Origin of the sequence: Kitasatospora sp. NPDC057500, assembly GCF_042802195.1 — a bacterium.
GTDB lineage: Bacteria > Actinomycetota > Actinomycetes > Streptomycetales > Streptomycetaceae > Kitasatospora.
This window is the reverse complement of sequence record NZ_JBHVER010000194.1, coordinates 1-15,249: the sequence shown is the minus strand read 5'-3', so window position 1 is coordinate 15,249 and position 15,249 is coordinate 1. Positions and strand designations below refer to the sequence as shown.

The following is a 15,249-nucleotide window of genomic DNA, read 5'->3' as shown; positions in this document are numbered from 1 at the left end:
CTGAGGCCGGGGATGTCAACATATCTGGCGTTGACTTTTGGCACGCTGTTGAGTTCTCAAGGAACGGACGCTTCCTTCAGGCGGCTTTCACACCGACCCTCCGGGCGCTTCGTTCTTTCGTGTTTCCAGCTTATCAGACGTTTTCCGCTCCGTTTTCCGGAGTTTCATTCACCCGACTTCGCTTTCCGCTTGTCCCCGCTCTCTCGCGGCGACTCCGGAACTGTACGGGGACGGGGCCGTCACATGCAAATCGTCCCCGCCCGGGGCGTGGGCGGGGACGATCGGCGGGGTCGGGCGGGCTGCTCAGCGGACCTCGGTGATCTCCGGGCCACGGGCGAACGGGTCGAGCGCGGCGCCACCGAAGCGGTTCTCGCCCTCGCCGGCGGCCGCGACGGCGCCGCCGCCGTCGGCGACCATCTGCGCGTCCTCGGGAAGCTTCAGCACGATCGGGTCGCGGGGCGCCATCGGGGTCTCACCCCGGACGACGACGGTCTGCCGGAAGACCTGCTCCAGGATCCCGCCCATCTCGGGCTGGACGGCGGCCTGGCCGGAGATCACGCCGCGGAGGAACCAGCGCGGGCCGTCGCAGCCGACGAACCGGACCAGCTGCACGCCCTGCGTGCCGTCCGGCAGCTGCACCGGGACCTGGGCGCGGAGGTGCCAGCCCAGCGGGCCCTCCTCCTCTTCGACGATGCCGCCCTGCGAGGTGATGCCGGTGGCGATCTCCTCGCGGACCTCGCCCCAGATGCCCTCCGACTTGGGGGCCGCGAAGGCCTGCAGCTGGATGGCGCTGTTGCCGAGGACCAGGGTGGCGGCCACGATCGCGTCGCCGGCCACCTCCACCCGGAGTTCCATGCCCTCGACACCGGGGACCAGCAGACCCCCGAGGTCGACGCGGCCCTCCTCCGGGTTCTCCAGCTCGGAGTGGTCCCACGGGCCGTCCGGACGCGGGGCCGGCGGCAGGCCGACCCGGTCCGCCGGGTCCAGCTCGGTCACGTTCTCGCTCTCGGCGGAACCTTCGACGTCATCGGCCGTCTCGTCGGCGCTGATGGCGTCGTCGGCGAGCTGCTCGACAGCGTCCTCGCTCTTCTGGCGACGACGGAACACGGTCACTGTCCTTCCCGGTCCAAGACCGATGCGAATACCTGCTCGGCTTCCTGCGAGGCCGCGGGCAGCCTAGACCGCAGCGTGGCCGCCGGTCGACCCGAACCCGCCCTCGGCGCGTGCCGACCCCGGCAGCTCCTCCACCTCGTGGAAGCGGGCCTTCTCGACCTGCTGGATCACCAGCTGGGCGATCCGGTCCCCTCGGCGGAAGCTGACGCCCTCGCGCGGGTCCAGATTGACGACGATCACCTTGATCTCTCCACGGTACCCGGCATCGACCGTCCCTGGGGCGTTCACCAGAGCAACTCCGCAACGAGCTGCCAGTCCCGAACGGGGGTGGACGAACGCGGCGTAGCCGTCGGGCAACGCGATGGCGATGCCGGTGGGCAGCACGGCCCGCTCACCGGGGGCCAGCTCGGCGTCGACGGTGGTCCGCAGGTCGGCGCCCGCGTCGCCGGGCTGCGAGTACGCGGGCAGCGGCAGCTCGGGGTCGATCCGCCGGATCAGGACGTCCAGGGGCTCGCGGGGGGTGGTGCTCAAGGGTTCACCTCAAAGGCTCGGGCGCGCTTCATCAGGTCCGGGTCGTCGAGGACCTTCTCGATGTCCTCGGGACGACCGTGCTTGGTGAAGTGTTCCAGCTTCACCTGGATGAACAGCGCCCGCGCACGCACCGCGACCGGCCCGTCGGGGCCGCCGGTCCGGGCCTCGGCCTCGCTGTAGACCTTCCGGCCGAGCACACCGGTGACCCGGGCGCTCAGGTACAGGGTGGTGCCGACCGGCACCGGGGAGAGGAAGTCGGTCTCCAGCCGGCCGGTGACGGCGGGGACGTGCAGCAGCCAGTTGAGCGTGCCCAGGGTCTCGTCCATGGCGGTGGTCAGCAGGCCGCCGTGGGCCAGGCCCGGGCCGCCCTGGTGCTCCGGGCGGACGGTGAGCTCGGCGGTGACGTCCAGGCCCTCGCCGGCCACCGCGTCGATCCGCAGGCCGCCGGGGTGCTGCGGGCCGCAGCCGAAGCAGTGCTCGTAGTGGGAGCCGAGCCGGGTCCCGGGGGCGGGGGCCTCGGGGGCGCGCGGTGGGAGGACGGCCTCCGGCGGCGGCGTGGTGGGGGTCGTGGGGGCGGCGGGCGTGGTGGGGGCTGTCGAACCGGTCACGCCGCCACACCCTACCGACCGGTAGCCGCGTCCGGGACGGGGGTTGCGTCCGGGCGCCGGCGTCATGGCGCCCACAATGGAGGGCATGTACGACGAACGCCTCACCGTGCCGCGCTCCTGGTGGCTGTTCCCGATCGTGATCGGCCTCACCCTCGCGCTGATCCTGCTGCGCCTCAGCGCGGTGGGCGCGCTGGTCGGGCTGGTGGTCGGCATCGCCGCCGGCGCCGCCGCGATCAGCAGTTACGGCTCGGCCCGGATCCGGGTGGTCCAGGGCTCCCTGGTGGCCGGACCGGCCAGGATCCCGGTGGACGCCCTCGGCGCCGCGCAGGCGCTCGGCCCGGCGGACGCCGCCGCCTGGCGCGGCCCGAAGGCCGACCCGCGGGCCTTCATGCTGCTGCGCAGCTACGTGCCGACCGCGCTGCGGGTCGAGGTGAGCGACCCGGCGGACCCGACGCCGTACCTCTATCTCTCGACCCGCTCGCCGATGAAGCTGGCGGAGGCGCTGGACGAGGCCCGCCGCAGCGCCCGCGCCTGAGGGCGGCCGACCGAAAGGGAAAGGGACGGTACCGCCTCGGCGGTACCGTCCCTTCGCGTCTCTGGAAACGCTTTCCATCCGACCGTATGACTGGTGCGTCCGTCGTGACGGACGCCGGAGCTGCCGTCCGGCCCCGCTGCCCGGGGCCGGAAGGGGCGTCGCACCGGTCTCGCGGACATCGCGAAACCCGAGTCATGACCGCCCTGGTCCTCAGGCGCCGCAGTCCCGGCAGATCGGGTTGCCGTTCTTCTCGCTGTACAGCTGGCTGCGGTGGTGGACCAGGAAGCAGCTCATGCAGGTGAACTCGTCGGCCTGCCTCGGCAGCACCCGGACGGAGAGCTCCTCGTTCGAGAGGTCCGCGCCGGGAAGCTCCATGCCCTCGGCGGCCTCGAACTCGTCGACGTCGACCGAGCTGCCGCCCTTGTCGTTCCTGCGGGCCTTGAGCTCCTCGATGCTGTCCTCGTTGAGCTCATCATCGGTCTTGCGTGGGGTGTCGTAGTCGGTAGCCATTTTTCGCTCTCCCCCTCCGGGTTGTGCGGTGTGTGCGGTATCTCCAGCGCACGTAACGCATGGGGGGTCGGTCTTGTGCCCGACCCGAGGCGGAGATTTTGCCTTACTTCAAGCCCCGTTACTCAATCGACACTCAGCCAGGGGTCCGTTGGGGTGATCCACTCGGGCGTTCGGGGCCTCACGCAGGGCCATCGCCGCGACGCGCGAACGCCCGAATAGTGGACACGCTCCGTGAGCGAAGGTCCTTGACGCGCTCGCCAATTCCCTTGCCCACCAGGGTCGGGAGCCAATCCTCCGATCCGCCGGCGATCGCCGCCCCACTCACGGACGGCGATCGGGGGCGCCGGAGACATGATCACTCTCCGGCGTCGCGCGACGCCTTGGAGCGACACGGTGTGAGCTTGGTCACGTTAGCCGCCGCCCCGGGCAAACCGTGGAAAATCCGCCCAAGCCGCTACGCCTGCCGCCGGGCCGCGCGGCGGGCCAGCAGCGCCGCCTGGCGCTCCTCGAACTTGGTCGCCTGGCTGTCGAGCCCTTCGAGGAAGACACCGAGCTCCTGCTGGGCCTGAGCGCCGTCCGGGCCGAGGCCGTCCAGGTCCATGATCTTGAGGTGGCGCAGCACCGGCTGCAGCACGTCGTCGTGGTGGATGCGCAGGTTGTAGACCCCGCCGAGGGCGATCTGGGCGGCGGCCCGCTCGAAGCCGGGGATGCCGTGGCCGGGCATCCGGAAGTTGGTCACCACGTCGGCGACGGCGCGCATCGCCTGGTCCGGGGCGATCTCCAGGGCGGCCTTCAGCAGGTTCCGGTAGAAGACCATGTGCAGGTTCTCGTCGTTGGCGATCTTCGCCAGGAGCTGGTCCGCGAGCGGGCAGCCGGCGAAGTGGCCGGTGTTGCGGTGCGCGATTCGGGTGGCGAGCTCCTGGAAGGCCACGTAGGCGACCGACTGCAGCATGCTGTGCGCGTTGTCGGACTCGAAACCGTCCGACATGTGGGCCATCCGGGCCCGCTCCAGCTCGTTCGGGTCGACGGCCCGGGTGGTGAGCAGGTAGTCGCGGATGGCTATGCCGTGGCGGCCCTCCTCCGCGGTCCAGCGGTGGACCCACTCGCCCCAGGCGCCCTCGCGGCCGAACATGGTCGCGATCTCGTGGTGGTAGCTGGGGAGGTTGTCCTCGGTGAGCAGGTTGACCACGAGCGAGACCCGGCCGAGCGGGGTCACCTTGGACTGCCCGAGCTCCCAGGCCTCGCCGCCCAGGACGCCGTCGAAGTCGCGGCCCTGGCTCCACGGGACGAACTCGTGCGGCATCCACTCCTTGGCGACCTTGAGGTGCCGGTCGAGCTCCTTCTCGACGACCTCTTCCAGGGCCAGGATCAGCCGCGTGTCGGTCCAGGCGCTCGAACCGAGCGAGGTGCTGCGCTGCGCGGGGGCGATGGTCACGGGTCTGGCTCCTGGGGGACGGGCACGCACGGGACGGGTGCGTTGGACGGGTACGCCGGAGTCCGTTCGGACGGCACTTACGGTCGCGTAGGTTACGACACCGTAAGTTGCCCGGGCAGGAAATGACAAGCCGCCCCCGCCAGGCCTTATGTCGTCTTGACGGGCCTGGCGGGGGCGGCTGGGAATGGTCGGCGCACGGACCGGGCTCACCCGGACGGCGCAGCGGCCCCGCCACGGGCCCGAGAAGGGCCGTGACGGGGCCGCGGAGGCCCGGGGAGCACCTGCCCGGAGGGGCAGGGCGCCCGGCGGTGTCAGGAGGCTCTCACCCGCCCGGGATGCGCACGCGCATGGTGAGGCCGCCGCCGGCGCGCGGGGTGGCCTCGATGGTGCCGTTGTGCGCGCGGACCACGGAGCGGACGATCGAGAGGCCGAGGCCGACCCCCTTGTCGCTGCGGGTCCGGTCGGCGCCCTTGACCCGGCGGAACGGCTCGAAGATGTGCTCCAGTTCGTAGCCGGGCACCACCGGGCCGGTGTTGGAGACCACCAGTTCGCCGCCGCCGGGCACCGGGGCGGTGGTGATCTCGACCCAGCCGTCCGGGCTGTTGTAGCGGACGGCGTTCTGCAGCAGGTTGAGGGCGATCCGCTCCAGCAGGACGCCGTTGCCGGAGACCGTCGCCGGGTGCAGTGACGCGCGCAGGTCGACCTCCCGCTTGGCGGCCTCCGCCCTGGTCTGCTCCAGGGCCCTGGTGGCCACCTCGGAGAGCTCCAGCGGGCGGCGGTCGGTCAGCTCGTTGTCGCTGCGGGCGAGCAGCAGCAGGCCCTCGACCAGTTGCTCGCTGCGTTCGTTGGTGGCCAGCAGGGTCTTGCCGAGCTGCTGGAGGTCGGGCGAGGCCTGCGGATCGGAGAGCTGCACCTCCAGCAGGGTGCGGTTGATCGCCAGCGGGGTGCGCAGCTCGTGCGAGGCGTTGGCGACGAAGCGGCGCTGGGAGTCGAAGGAGCGGTCGAGGCGCTCCAGCATGTCGTCGAAGGTGTCGGCCAGCTCCTTGAGCTCGTCGTCCGGGCCGTCCAGCTCGATCCGCCGGTGCAGGTCGGAGGAGGCCACCTCGCGGGCGGTGCGGGTGATCCGGCCGAGCGGGCGCAGCACCCGGCCGGCCATCGCGTAGCCGGCCGCGAAGGCGATCACGGCGAGGCAGACCAGCATGGTGAGCGACTTGCGCAGCAGTGTGTTGAGCGCGGTGTCCGACTTCCTGGTGTGGCTGTCGGCCAGGAACTGGTTGAACTGCTCGGTGCTCATCCAGGCGCCGTTCACCCGGGCGCCCGCGGGCCCGAAGTCGAAGGGCGGCGGCTGGACGTCGCGCAGGGCCTGCCGGACGAAGACGTACATCAGCAGCAGCAGCACCACGCCGGCCATCAGGAACATCCCGCCGTAGAGCAGGGTGAGCCGGATCCGGATGGTGGGTCGGAACGGCAGCCAGGCGAGCATGCCGTCGCCGGGCACGTAGGTGTCGTGCGCGGAGTGCAGGCGGGGGGCGCGCGGCGGGTGGGCCGGCTTGGGCGGTACGGGCCGGTTGGGCACGGCGCGCCCGCCGGTGGGCGCGCCGGAGGGCCCGCCGGCCGGGGGCGGGGTGGTCATGATGGTCCTCTCGGGGCGTCCGCCGGAGGCGGGCGCTGGGTGGGGGCGGCCGGGATCCGGAAGTGCGGGTTCCGGTCGGAGCCGCGCGGTCCGGTCAGATCCGGTAGCCGGAACCCGGGACGGTGACGATCACCGGCGGGTCGCCGAGCTTGCGGCGCAGCGTCATCACGGTGACGCGCACGACGTTGGTGAACGGGTCGGTGTGCTCGTCCCAGGCCTTCTCCAGCAGCTGCTCGGCGGAGACGACGGCGCCGCCGGCCCGCATCAGCACCTCCAGGACGGCGAACTCCTTGGGGGCGAGCTGGACCGGGCGGCCGTCGCGGATGACCTCGCGGCGGCCGGGGTCGAGCGAGATCCCGGCCCGCTCCAGGACGGGGGGCAGCGGGACGGTGGCGCGGCGGCCCAGGGCGCGGACCCGGGCGACGAGTTCGCTGAAGGCGAACGGCTTCGGAAGGTAGTCGTCGGCGCCGATCTCCAGGCCCTCGACCCGGTCGCTGATGTCGCCGGAGGCGGTCAGCATGATCACCCGGGTGGCCAGGCCCTGGTCGACCACACTGCGGCAGACGTCGTCACCGTGGACCAGCGGCAGGTCGCGGTCGAGCACGACCACGTCGTAGTCGTTGACCGCGATGCGCTGGAGCGCTGCCTCCCCGTCGTAGACCACGTCGACGGCCATCGCCTCGCGGCGCAGACCGGTGGCCACTGCCTCGGCGAGCAGCTGCTCGTCCTCGACGACGAGAACCCGCACGGTGGTTGTCCCTTCTTCAGGCCGGCCCCGGATGCGGACGCGCGGCTCCGACGCTGCCTCCATCCTGCCTGGTCCGGCGGTAAGGCAGCGATAAGCTGCCCCGCGGGCACGGCCGCCCTCGGCGGCGCCGGGCGCGCGCGGCGGCGGTTCGTGGCGCAAGCAGTCCGGTTGGACCGTGACGCGGGCAACTTTCTTCCGCCGGGAGGTTTCCCCGCCCCCGGGGTGGGGAGGACAGGTGCACACCCGCGATCCGGTTCTGAGCCGATCGCACCCACCCGCCGTGCGTTCATCCGCGCCGGCCCTGGGGCTGGGGCGTCACCGGGAGCGGCCGAGGGCCGTCTCCGCGCCCGTCCGGAGATCTTCACCGCCCGGATCGGACGCTTCCGCTGGCTACCGTCACCCCGGGGCGGGGGGCGCACGACCGTGCACGTCCGACACAGTAAGGGGGCCCGTATGGACGCCTTCACCGCCGGAATCCTGCAGCGCATCGCGAATGCCGAGCAGGACCTGCACCGCGCGATCGAGGCCGGGGACGAGTTCCTCGCCGAGGTGGAACAGTCCGAGCTGGACGATCTGCGCCGTCTCGCCGCCGAGCACGGCGTGGACACGGTGCTGGAGCGCCACCGCACCGCCGCCTAGTCCCAGCCCGACCCGTCGCCGGATGTCCGGCACCAGCGGCCCTGCGGGGGCCGTGCGAGAAACCAGGCCCTGGCATCCCCCGTATGTCAGGGCTCTTCGTCGCCCGGAGGGCCCGTCCTCCCGACCGCTCCGGCGGCGGGAAGGACGGGCCCTCCGCGCGCTCAGTCCGCCCAGGCGTTCAGGGCGGCCAGCCGCTCCTGGAGCGGCTCGTAGACGCCGGGGGCGGCGGCCACGGTCAGCTCGCCGTCCGCGTCCCGCCCGGGGCGGCCGCCGACCAGGGCACCGGCCTCGGCCGCGATCAGGCAGCCGGCCGCCCGGTCCCAGGGGGCCAGCCCGCGCTCGTAGTAGCCGTCCAGCCGACCGGCGGCGACGTCGCAGAGGTCGACGGCGGCGGCGCCGCCCCGGCGGATGTCGCGCACCTCGGGCATCAGCCCGAGCACCACCTCGGCCTGCCGGACCCGCACCTCGCGGACGTAGGCGAAGCCGGTGCCGATCAGCGCCTGGCCCCACGGCGGGGCGGGGCGGGCGGCGAGCGGGCGGCCGTCGCGCCGGGCGCCGCGGCCGAGCACGGCGTGGAACAGCTCGCCACGCGCCGGGGCGTACACGACGCCGACCACCGCGCGCCCGTCCAGCTCGGCGGCCACGCTGACCGCCCAGGAGGGGAGTCCGTAGAGGTAGTTGACGGTGCCGTCGAGCGGGTCGACGACCCAGCGCACCCCGCTGGTGCCGGGCCGCTCGGCGCCCTCCTCGCCCAGGTAGCCGTCCTCGGGGCGGCGGGCGGCGACCAGCTCCAGGACGAGCTTCTCGGAGGCCAGGTCCATCTCGGTCACCACGTCGACCGGGCTGCTCTTGGTACCGGCGACGCCGAGGTCGGCGGGCCGCCCCTCCAGCAGCAGGGTGCCGGCCCGGCGGGCGGCGTCCAGGGCGACGTCGAGCAGTTCGTCGAGCAGGGCGGGATCGGGCACGGCGGGGCTGGACACGGGGTTCTCCTCGGGAGGCGGAACGGGGTCAGCGCTCGGCGGCGGCCGGGCGGGGGGCGCGCGGGTTGGGGCAGCAGGCCACGGCGCAGACGTCGTGGCCGGGGCCGAGCGTTCCGAGGGCGCAGCGGGTCACCGGCTCGCCGCGCTCGGCGGCGGCCCGCTCCAGGACGAGTTCGCGGACGGCGGCGGTGAACCGGGGGTCGGCGCCGACGGTGGCGGCCCGGGCGACCGGCAGGCCGAGCTCGGCGGCCTTGGCCGTCGCCTCGGTGTCCAGGTCGTACTTGACCTCCATGTGGTCGGAGACGAACCCGATCGGGACCATCACCACGGCGGGGGCGCCGTCGGCGTGCTGCGCCTCCAGGTGGTCGCAGATGTCGGGCCCCAGCCAGGGGATGTGCGGGGCGCCGCTGCGGCTCTGGTAGACCAGCTCCCAGGGGCGGTCGGCGACCCCGGTGCGCTCGGCGACGGCGGCGGCGACCAGCCGGGCCACGTCCAGGTGCTGGGCGACGTAGGCGCCGCCGGGGCGGCCCCGGGCCGGGTCGTCGGGGGCGCCGGAGGCCTCGGCCATGGTGTCCGGGATCGAGTGGGTGGTGAACGCCAGCCGGGCGCCGGCCCTGGTCCCCTCGGGCAGCCGCTCCAGGGCGGCCACGGTGGCGTCGATCACCGGCTCGACGAAGCCGGGGTGGTTGTGGAAGTGCCGCAGCTTGTCGACCTCCAGCTCCGGCAGGCCCTCGGCGGCCAGCGCGGCCAGCGCGTCGGCGAGGTTCTCCCGGTATTGGCGGCAGCCGGAGTAGCCGGCGTAGGCGCTGGTGGCCAGGACGGCGATCCGGCGGTGCCCGTCGGCGACGATCTCGCGCAGGGTGTCGACCAGGTAGGGCGCCCAGTTGCGGTTGCCCCAGTACACCGGCAGGTCGAGGCCGTGCCCGGCGAAGTCCTCGCGCAGCGCGGCCAGCAGTTCGCGGTTCTGGCCGTTGATCGGGCTGACGCCGCCGAACAGGAAGTAGTGCTTGCCGACCTCCCGGAGCCGCTCCTTCGGGATGCCCCGGCCGCGGGTGACGTTCTCCAGGAACGGGACGACGTCCTCGGGTGCCTCGGGCCCGCCGAAGGAGAGCAGCAGCAGGGCGTCGTACGGAGCGGCGCCGGTGGCGGTTGTGTTGCGCGCGTCGGACATGGCACCGATCCTGCCACTGGGAACGGCGGGGCCGGCGCCGGGGCCGCGCCCGGTGCCCGGAAAATACCGTTTGCCAAGGTTCGTAAGCTGTGTGTGCCAGCAACGTTCCTTACCCCCGCGGAGCCCTCGTGCTGTCCAGCTACCGCCAGATCTTCGCCGCCCCCGGCAGTCTGGCCTTCTCGTCCACCGGGTTCATAGCCCGGCTGCCGATCTCCATGACGGGGATCGGCATCGTCACGATGCTCTCCGAGCTGCGCGGCTCCTTCGGGGTGGCGGGTCTGGTCTCGGCCACCATGGCGGTGTCGGCGGCGATCCTGGGGCCGCAGGTCTCCCGGCTGGTGGACCGGCACGGGCAGCGCCGGATCGTCCGGCCGGCCGCCGCGCTCACCGTGCTCGCCGCGATCGGCCTGCTGCTGTGCGCCCGCTTCGAGGCGCCGGTCTGGACGCTCTTCGTGTTCGCGGCCGGGATGGGCGTGATGCCGAGCACCGGCGCCATGGTGCGGGCCCGCTGGGCGCACCTGTACCGGGACGAGGGACCGAAGCTGCACACCGCCTACTCCTTCGAGGCGGTGGTCGACGAGGTCTCCTTCATCGTCGGCCCGATCCTCTCGGTGACGCTGGCCACCGCGGTCTTCCCGGAGGCGGGGGTCATGCTCTCCGGGATCTTCCTGGCGGTGGGCGTGGCCCTGTTCGCCGCCCAGCGCTCCACCGAGCCGCCGGTCCACCCCGCCGCCCGGCAGTCCGGCCGCCCGGTGATCCTCAACCGGGGCCTCCAGGTGCTGATCCTGACCTTCGTGTCCACCGGGGCCATCTTCGGTTCCGTCGAGGTGGTGACCGTCGCGTTCGCCAAGGCCCAGGGGCACGGCGCGACCTCCGGCCCGATCCTCGCGCTGTGGGCGTTCGGCTCCTGCCTGGCGGGCGTGGTCTTCGGCACGCTGAAGCTGACCGGTTCGATGGCCGTGCGCTTCCTCGGCGGGGTGGTGCTGATGGCCGTCAGCATGGTGCCGCTGGTGGTCCTCGCCGAATCGGTGAACGGGGTCGGCGGCCTGGTGGCGGTCGGCGGCGCGCTGCTGATCGCGGGCATCGCGATCTCCCCCACGCTGATCACCGCGGCGGCCCTGGTCGAGCGGCTGGTGCCGGCCGCCCAGCTGACCGAGGGCATGACCTGGACGATCACCGGGCTGGCGCTGGGCGTCGCGACCGGCTCCTCGGCCGGCGGCTGGGTGGTCGACGCCGCCGGGGCGGCGGCCGGGTACTGGGTGCCGGTGGCCGCAGGGGCCTTCGGCGTGGTGGCCGCGCTCGCCGGGCTCGGCCGGCTGCGGGCCGGGCTGGCCGCCGGGAAGTCCGCCCTGCCGTCGGCCGAAACCGTGGACCTCGGACGGTGACCTGACCTACCCTCCTCCCTACCCGCGGCCTACCCGCGGGTAGGGACCGAGGTGAGCCGACACCGTTCGGCCACGGGAGCAGGAGGCGCCGCAATGCCCCAGGCCAGTACCGCGACCCGCACCCGCTGGACCAACTGGGCGGGCAACCAGAGCACCGTGCCCGCCCGGGTGGTCACCCCCGGGACGGCGGAGGAGCTGGCCGAGGAGATCCTGCGCGCCGGCGACCGGGGCCGGACCGTCAAGGCGATCGGCTCCGGCCACTCGTTCACCGCGATCGCCTCCGCCGGGGACGGCGTCCTGGTCCGGCCGCACGCGCTGACCGCCGTCCGGGAGATCGACCGGGAGAACGGCACGGTCACCGTCGAGGCCGGACTGCCGCTGCACCGGCTCAACCGGGTGCTCGCCGCCGCCGGCCTCTCGCTCACCAACATGGGCGACATCGAGGTGCAGACCGTGGCCGGCGCCACCAGCACCGGCACCCACGGCACCGGCCGGGACTCCGGCTCGCTCGCCGCCCAGATCCGCGGCCTGGAGATCGTGCTCGCCGACGGCAGCGTCCGGCGCTGCTCCCCCGCCGAGGACCCGCGGCTCTTCGAAGCCGCCCGGCTCGGCCTCGGCGCGCTCGGCGTGATCACCGCGCTCACCCTCGCCGTCGAGCCGTCCTTCCTGCTCACCGCGCACGAGCAGCCGATGCGCTTCGACGAGGTGCTGGAGCGGCTGGACGACCTCACCGCCGTCAACGAGCACTTCGAGTTCTACTGGTTCCCGCACACCGACCGCTGCTCCACCAAGCGGAACAACCGCAGCCAGGGCCCGGCCGCGCCGCTGCCCAGGTTCAAGGAGTGGCTGGAGGACGACTTCCTCTCCAACACCGTCTGGGAGGGCGCCTGCCGGGTCGGCCGTCGCTTCCCCGGCTCGGTGCCGGCCATCGCCGCGCTGGCCAGCCGCGCCTGGTCGGACCGCAGCTACACCGACACCGCGTACAAGGTGTTCACCAGCCCCCGCAAGGTGCGCTTCATCGAGATGGAGTACGCCGTGCCGCGCGGGGCGGCCGGCGAGGTGCTGCGCGAGCTGCGGGCGATGGTCGAGCGGTCCGGCTGGCGGATCAGCTTCCCGGTCGAGGTGCGGTTCGCCCCGGCCGACGAGGTCTGGCTCTCCACCGCGCACGGCCGGGACACCGCCTACATCGCCGTCCACCTCTACCGGGGCACCGCCGAGCAGGGGTACTTCACGGCGGTCGAGCGGCTGATGACCGGGCACGGGGGCCGCCCGCACTGGGGCAAGCTGCACACCCGGGACGCCGAGTACCTGGCCGGGGTCTACCCGCGCTTCGCGGACTTCACCGCACTGCGCGACGAACTGGACCCGGACCGCCGCTTCGGCAACGACTACCTGCGCCGGGTGCTGGGAGCCTAACGCCGCTCCGAGGCGACACCGGCCGGGGCTTCCGGCGCGGCCGGGGGCGGCTCGACGGCGGTGCTCGGGGCCGGGGGCTTCGGGGTCGCGGCGCCGGACGGCTTCGCGGACGCCGCCCCGTCGCCGGCCGGCGCGGAGGGGCCGGTGGACGCGGACGGCGCGGACGGCTCGCCGGTGGGGCGCGCGGAGGGCGACGCGGACGGCGCTGTGCTCGCCCCCGTACCGGCACCGGCCGACGGGGAGGCCGACGGCTCGTCGCCCCCGGTGTCCGGACGGGCGCCGGGGCTCGGCCGCCCGGAGGCGCCGCCGTCCCCGCCGGCCGACGGCGAGGGCACCGAGGAGGGTCCGGAGGAGGGGGCGTCACCCGGTGGGACGGTCGGTTTCCGGTCGACCCGGCCGCCGATCGAGGTGCCGCTGCCGGACTCGCCCTTGACCGTCGCCGACACCGGCTGCCCGGTCGCCAGTTCGAAGGCGAGGATCGGGACCATCGCGAGGGTGAACACCAGCGCCGAGACCGCCGTGAACGACTTCCAGGTCCACCGGCGACGCGCCCGGACCACCCGCGGGGTGCTCCACTGCGCGGAGACCGCCGGCGGATCCGCCGCCGGGGCGGGCTCCGGCGCCTGCCGCAGTCCGTTCGCCAACTGCCCCGGCCCGGCGGTCCGGTCCACAACGTCGCGCAACTGTTCCCCGGTGCGCTTGAAGAGGTGCTGGAACACCGCACTTCCGGTGGTCGCGCCGATGCTCACCACCGCGGCGCCGAGAATGGTGCCGTACACCCCGAGTTCGGACGCGAGCACCGCCCCCACCACGGTCGCCAGTGCGCTGGCGGCGACCTGAGCCACACTCAGATCAATTCGCCTGCGACCTTCATCGGCTCCGTCCTGGCCGGGCTTCACCTGCGGCATCAACATCCCTCGCGTCAGTACGACTGTCCTTCGAACAAGTCACTCCATCTTGCCCAAAGAAGGACACAAGGGTCGAAAATGCGGTTCTTCGCGAGAGATATATGTGAAGATGATCACCGTTCATCGGCCGATCCTCGGCCATTGGGGTCGCATGCTCTTGAGATTCCCGTGAATCGCGGGAGACTTGAGCGGCGAGCCGCCCCTTTGGATGCCACGAATGGAGTACTGTTCGTAAAGCCTGAGGCCTGGGTCGACTTGTCGACTGCCCATCAACCGGCAGACTGACGAAGAGCCACGGTGCAGGCACGCACGGCGACGCCCGTCCCGGACCGTCGCGTTCACTGCGCGTGCGAGGACGGCCGGGACACCCAGGCGCGACGTCGACGGATGGCGTGGCAAAAAGGCAACCGTGCCACAGCGGCGTGGCCGGGCGTAAGCCCGACACGCCGGGGAACTCAGCAAGGTTGTGGCCAGTCGCGAGCGGGCAGGCCACACTCAGTACGGGAGCAGCGACGCAGGTGACGTCGGCAGGCACCACCCGGGAGGTAACCGTGCCCGAACTGCGGGTTGTGGCCGTCAGCAACGACGGCACACGGCTGGTGCTCAAGGCTGCCGACAGCACGGAGTACACCCTTCCCATCGATGAGCGGCTGCGCGCCGCCATCCGTGGTGACCGTCCGCGCCTCGGCCAGATCGAGATCGAGGTCGAGAGCCACCTCCGCCCCCGTGACATCCAGGCGCGGATACGAGCCGGTGCCTCCGCCGAGGAGGTCGCGCAGGCGGCCGGCATCTCCGTCGACCGGGTCCGCCGCTTCGAGGGTCCGGTGCTGGCCGAGCGCGCCTTCATGGCCGAGCGGGCCCGCAAGACCGCGATCCGCCGGCACGGCGAGGCCCCCGGCCCGCAGCTGGGCGAGGCGGTGGCCGAGCGGCTGGCGCTGCGCGGCGCGGAGAAGGAGACCGAGCGCTGGGACTCCTGGCGGCGTGACGACGGCACCTGGGAGGTCATCCTCTCCTACCGGGCCGACGGCGAGGGCCGCAGCGCGTCCTGGACGTACGACCCGCCCCGGCGGCTGGTCCAGCCGAACGACGACGAGGCCCGCGCGCTGATCGGTGAAACGGTCGAGCGCGAGGAGGAGTCGGTCTTCCCGTTCATCCCGCGGATCGCCCGGCTCCCCCAGGAGCGGCCGCCGCGTCCGATGATCGACCGGCCATCGGCGGACCGGATCATGTCGGCCCGCGAGGTGCGGGAGTCCCGCGAGGCGACGGCCGAGTCCCGGGACTCGCTGACCAGCCTGCTGGACGTGGTGCCCGCCTTCCGCGGCGACCTCGCGGTCGGCGCACCGCCGCCGATCGAGCCGGTGCCCGCAGAGGTGGCCGAGGAGGCCGAGGAGCCGGCGGCCGCCGCCCCGGCGGTCGGCGCGGGCTCGGCGTACGCGGACATCCTGATGCCGCGCGCGGTCGCCCCGCACCGGGAGCGGCTGGTCGGCACCACCGACCGGCAGGCCGAGGCGGACGGCGTCCGGCCCGGTCGCCGGGCCACCGTGCCGAGCTGGGACGAGATCGTCTTCGGCAGCCGGCGCAAGAAGCAGGAGTAGCAGGAGCAGGAGCAGGACAGCGGAGGGGCGGACGGCCGTGGC

Annotated in this window: 15 protein-coding genes; 5 read left to right on the top strand and 10 right to left on the bottom strand. The window is 73.2% G+C overall.

Going from position 1 to position 15,249, the window contains the following annotated elements:
* Positions 1-303: 303 nt before the first annotated feature.
* The 3 genes from ACFU74_RS30090 to ACFU74_RS30080 all read right to left on the bottom strand — a co-directional run bounded on the left by ACFU74_RS30090 (position 304) and on the right by ACFU74_RS30080 (position 2,252).
* A complete protein-coding gene (locus ACFU74_RS30090; RefSeq protein WP_380762360.1) occupies positions 304-1,113 on the bottom strand; it encodes a DUF3710 domain-containing protein in 810 nt (269 codons plus the stop codon).
* Positions 1,114-1,176: 63 nt separating this feature from the next.
* Complete coding sequence (gene dut, locus ACFU74_RS30085; RefSeq protein ID WP_380762358.1) at positions 1,177-1,644, bottom strand: dUTP diphosphatase; 468 nt, start codon at positions 1,642-1,644, stop codon at positions 1,177-1,179.
* Positions 1,641-2,252 (bottom strand): PaaI family thioesterase, encoded by a 612-nt coding sequence (locus tag ACFU74_RS30080; protein ID WP_380762356.1) that lies wholly within the window; start codon positions 2,250-2,252, stop codon positions 1,641-1,643. The genes dut and ACFU74_RS30080 overlap by 4 nt, the downstream gene beginning before the upstream one ends.
* A gap of 85 nt (positions 2,253-2,337) precedes the next feature.
* Here ACFU74_RS30080 and ACFU74_RS30075 point away from each other — a divergent pair, with 85 nt between their 5' ends.
* The gene (locus tag ACFU74_RS30075) at positions 2,338-2,787 is read left to right on the top strand and encodes a DUF3093 domain-containing protein (RefSeq protein WP_380762354.1); all 450 of its coding nucleotides are present in this window, start codon (positions 2,338-2,340) and stop codon (positions 2,785-2,787) included.
* 210 nt (positions 2,788-2,997) lie between these two features.
* Here ACFU74_RS30075 and ACFU74_RS30070 read toward each other — a convergent pair whose 3' ends face one another.
* From ACFU74_RS30070 to ACFU74_RS30055, 4 genes are all read right to left on the bottom strand, one after another.
* Positions 2,998-3,297: a DUF4193 domain-containing protein gene (locus ACFU74_RS30070; protein ID WP_327681335.1), complete on the bottom strand. Its 300-nt coding sequence runs from the start codon at positions 3,295-3,297 to the stop codon at positions 2,998-3,000.
* Positions 3,298-3,751: 454 nt separating this feature from the next.
* The gene (locus ACFU74_RS30065; RefSeq protein WP_380762352.1) at positions 3,752-4,732 is read right to left on the bottom strand and encodes an acyl-ACP desaturase; all 981 of its coding nucleotides are present in this window, start codon (positions 4,730-4,732) and stop codon (positions 3,752-3,754) included.
* Positions 4,733-5,054: 322 nt separating this feature from the next.
* A complete protein-coding gene (locus tag ACFU74_RS30060; RefSeq protein WP_380762350.1) occupies positions 5,055-6,365 on the bottom strand; it encodes a sensor histidine kinase in 1,311 nt (436 codons plus the stop codon).
* A gap of 94 nt (positions 6,366-6,459) precedes the next feature.
* Positions 6,460-7,113, bottom strand: a complete 654-nt coding sequence (locus ACFU74_RS30055) for a response regulator transcription factor (RefSeq protein ID WP_148642660.1) — start codon at positions 7,111-7,113, stop codon at positions 6,460-6,462.
* A gap of 453 nt (positions 7,114-7,566) precedes the next feature.
* On the opposite strand from ACFU74_RS30055, the gene ACFU74_RS30050 reads away from it, so the two are divergent.
* A complete protein-coding gene (locus ACFU74_RS30050; RefSeq protein ID WP_030301315.1) occupies positions 7,567-7,752 on the top strand; it encodes a hypothetical protein in 186 nt (61 codons plus the stop codon).
* A gap of 161 nt (positions 7,753-7,913) precedes the next feature.
* Here ACFU74_RS30050 and ACFU74_RS30045 read toward each other — a convergent pair whose 3' ends face one another.
* Entirely contained in the window at positions 7,914-8,717 is an 804-nt protein-coding gene (locus tag ACFU74_RS30045; RefSeq protein ID WP_380762362.1) for an inositol monophosphatase family protein, read from the bottom strand.
* A 43-nt stretch (positions 8,718-8,760) separates the two neighbouring features.
* Complete coding sequence (locus ACFU74_RS30040) at positions 8,761-9,903, bottom strand: ferrochelatase (protein ID WP_380762348.1); 1,143 nt, start codon at positions 9,901-9,903, stop codon at positions 8,761-8,763.
* Positions 9,904-10,031: 128 nt separating this feature from the next.
* On the opposite strand from ACFU74_RS30040, the gene ACFU74_RS30035 reads away from it, so the two are divergent.
* Complete coding sequence (locus ACFU74_RS30035; RefSeq protein WP_380762346.1) at positions 10,032-11,288, top strand: MFS transporter; 1,257 nt, start codon at positions 10,032-10,034, stop codon at positions 11,286-11,288.
* A gap of 93 nt (positions 11,289-11,381) precedes the next feature.
* Positions 11,382-12,704, top strand: a complete 1,323-nt coding sequence (locus ACFU74_RS30030; RefSeq protein WP_380762344.1) for a D-arabinono-1,4-lactone oxidase — start codon at positions 11,382-11,384, stop codon at positions 12,702-12,704.
* On the opposite strand, the gene ACFU74_RS30025 is transcribed toward ACFU74_RS30030, so the two are convergent.
* Positions 12,701-13,549 (bottom strand): hypothetical protein, encoded by an 849-nt coding sequence (locus ACFU74_RS30025; protein WP_380762342.1) that lies wholly within the window; start codon positions 13,547-13,549, stop codon positions 12,701-12,703. The two genes, ACFU74_RS30030 and ACFU74_RS30025, sit on opposite strands and share 4 nt — an antisense overlap.
* Before the next feature lie 581 nt (positions 13,550-14,130).
* On the opposite strand from ACFU74_RS30025, the gene sepH reads away from it, so the two are divergent.
* Complete coding sequence (gene sepH, locus ACFU74_RS30020; protein ID WP_380762340.1) at positions 14,131-15,207, top strand: septation protein SepH; 1,077 nt, start codon at positions 14,131-14,133, stop codon at positions 15,205-15,207.
* Positions 15,208-15,249 lie beyond the last annotated feature (42 nt).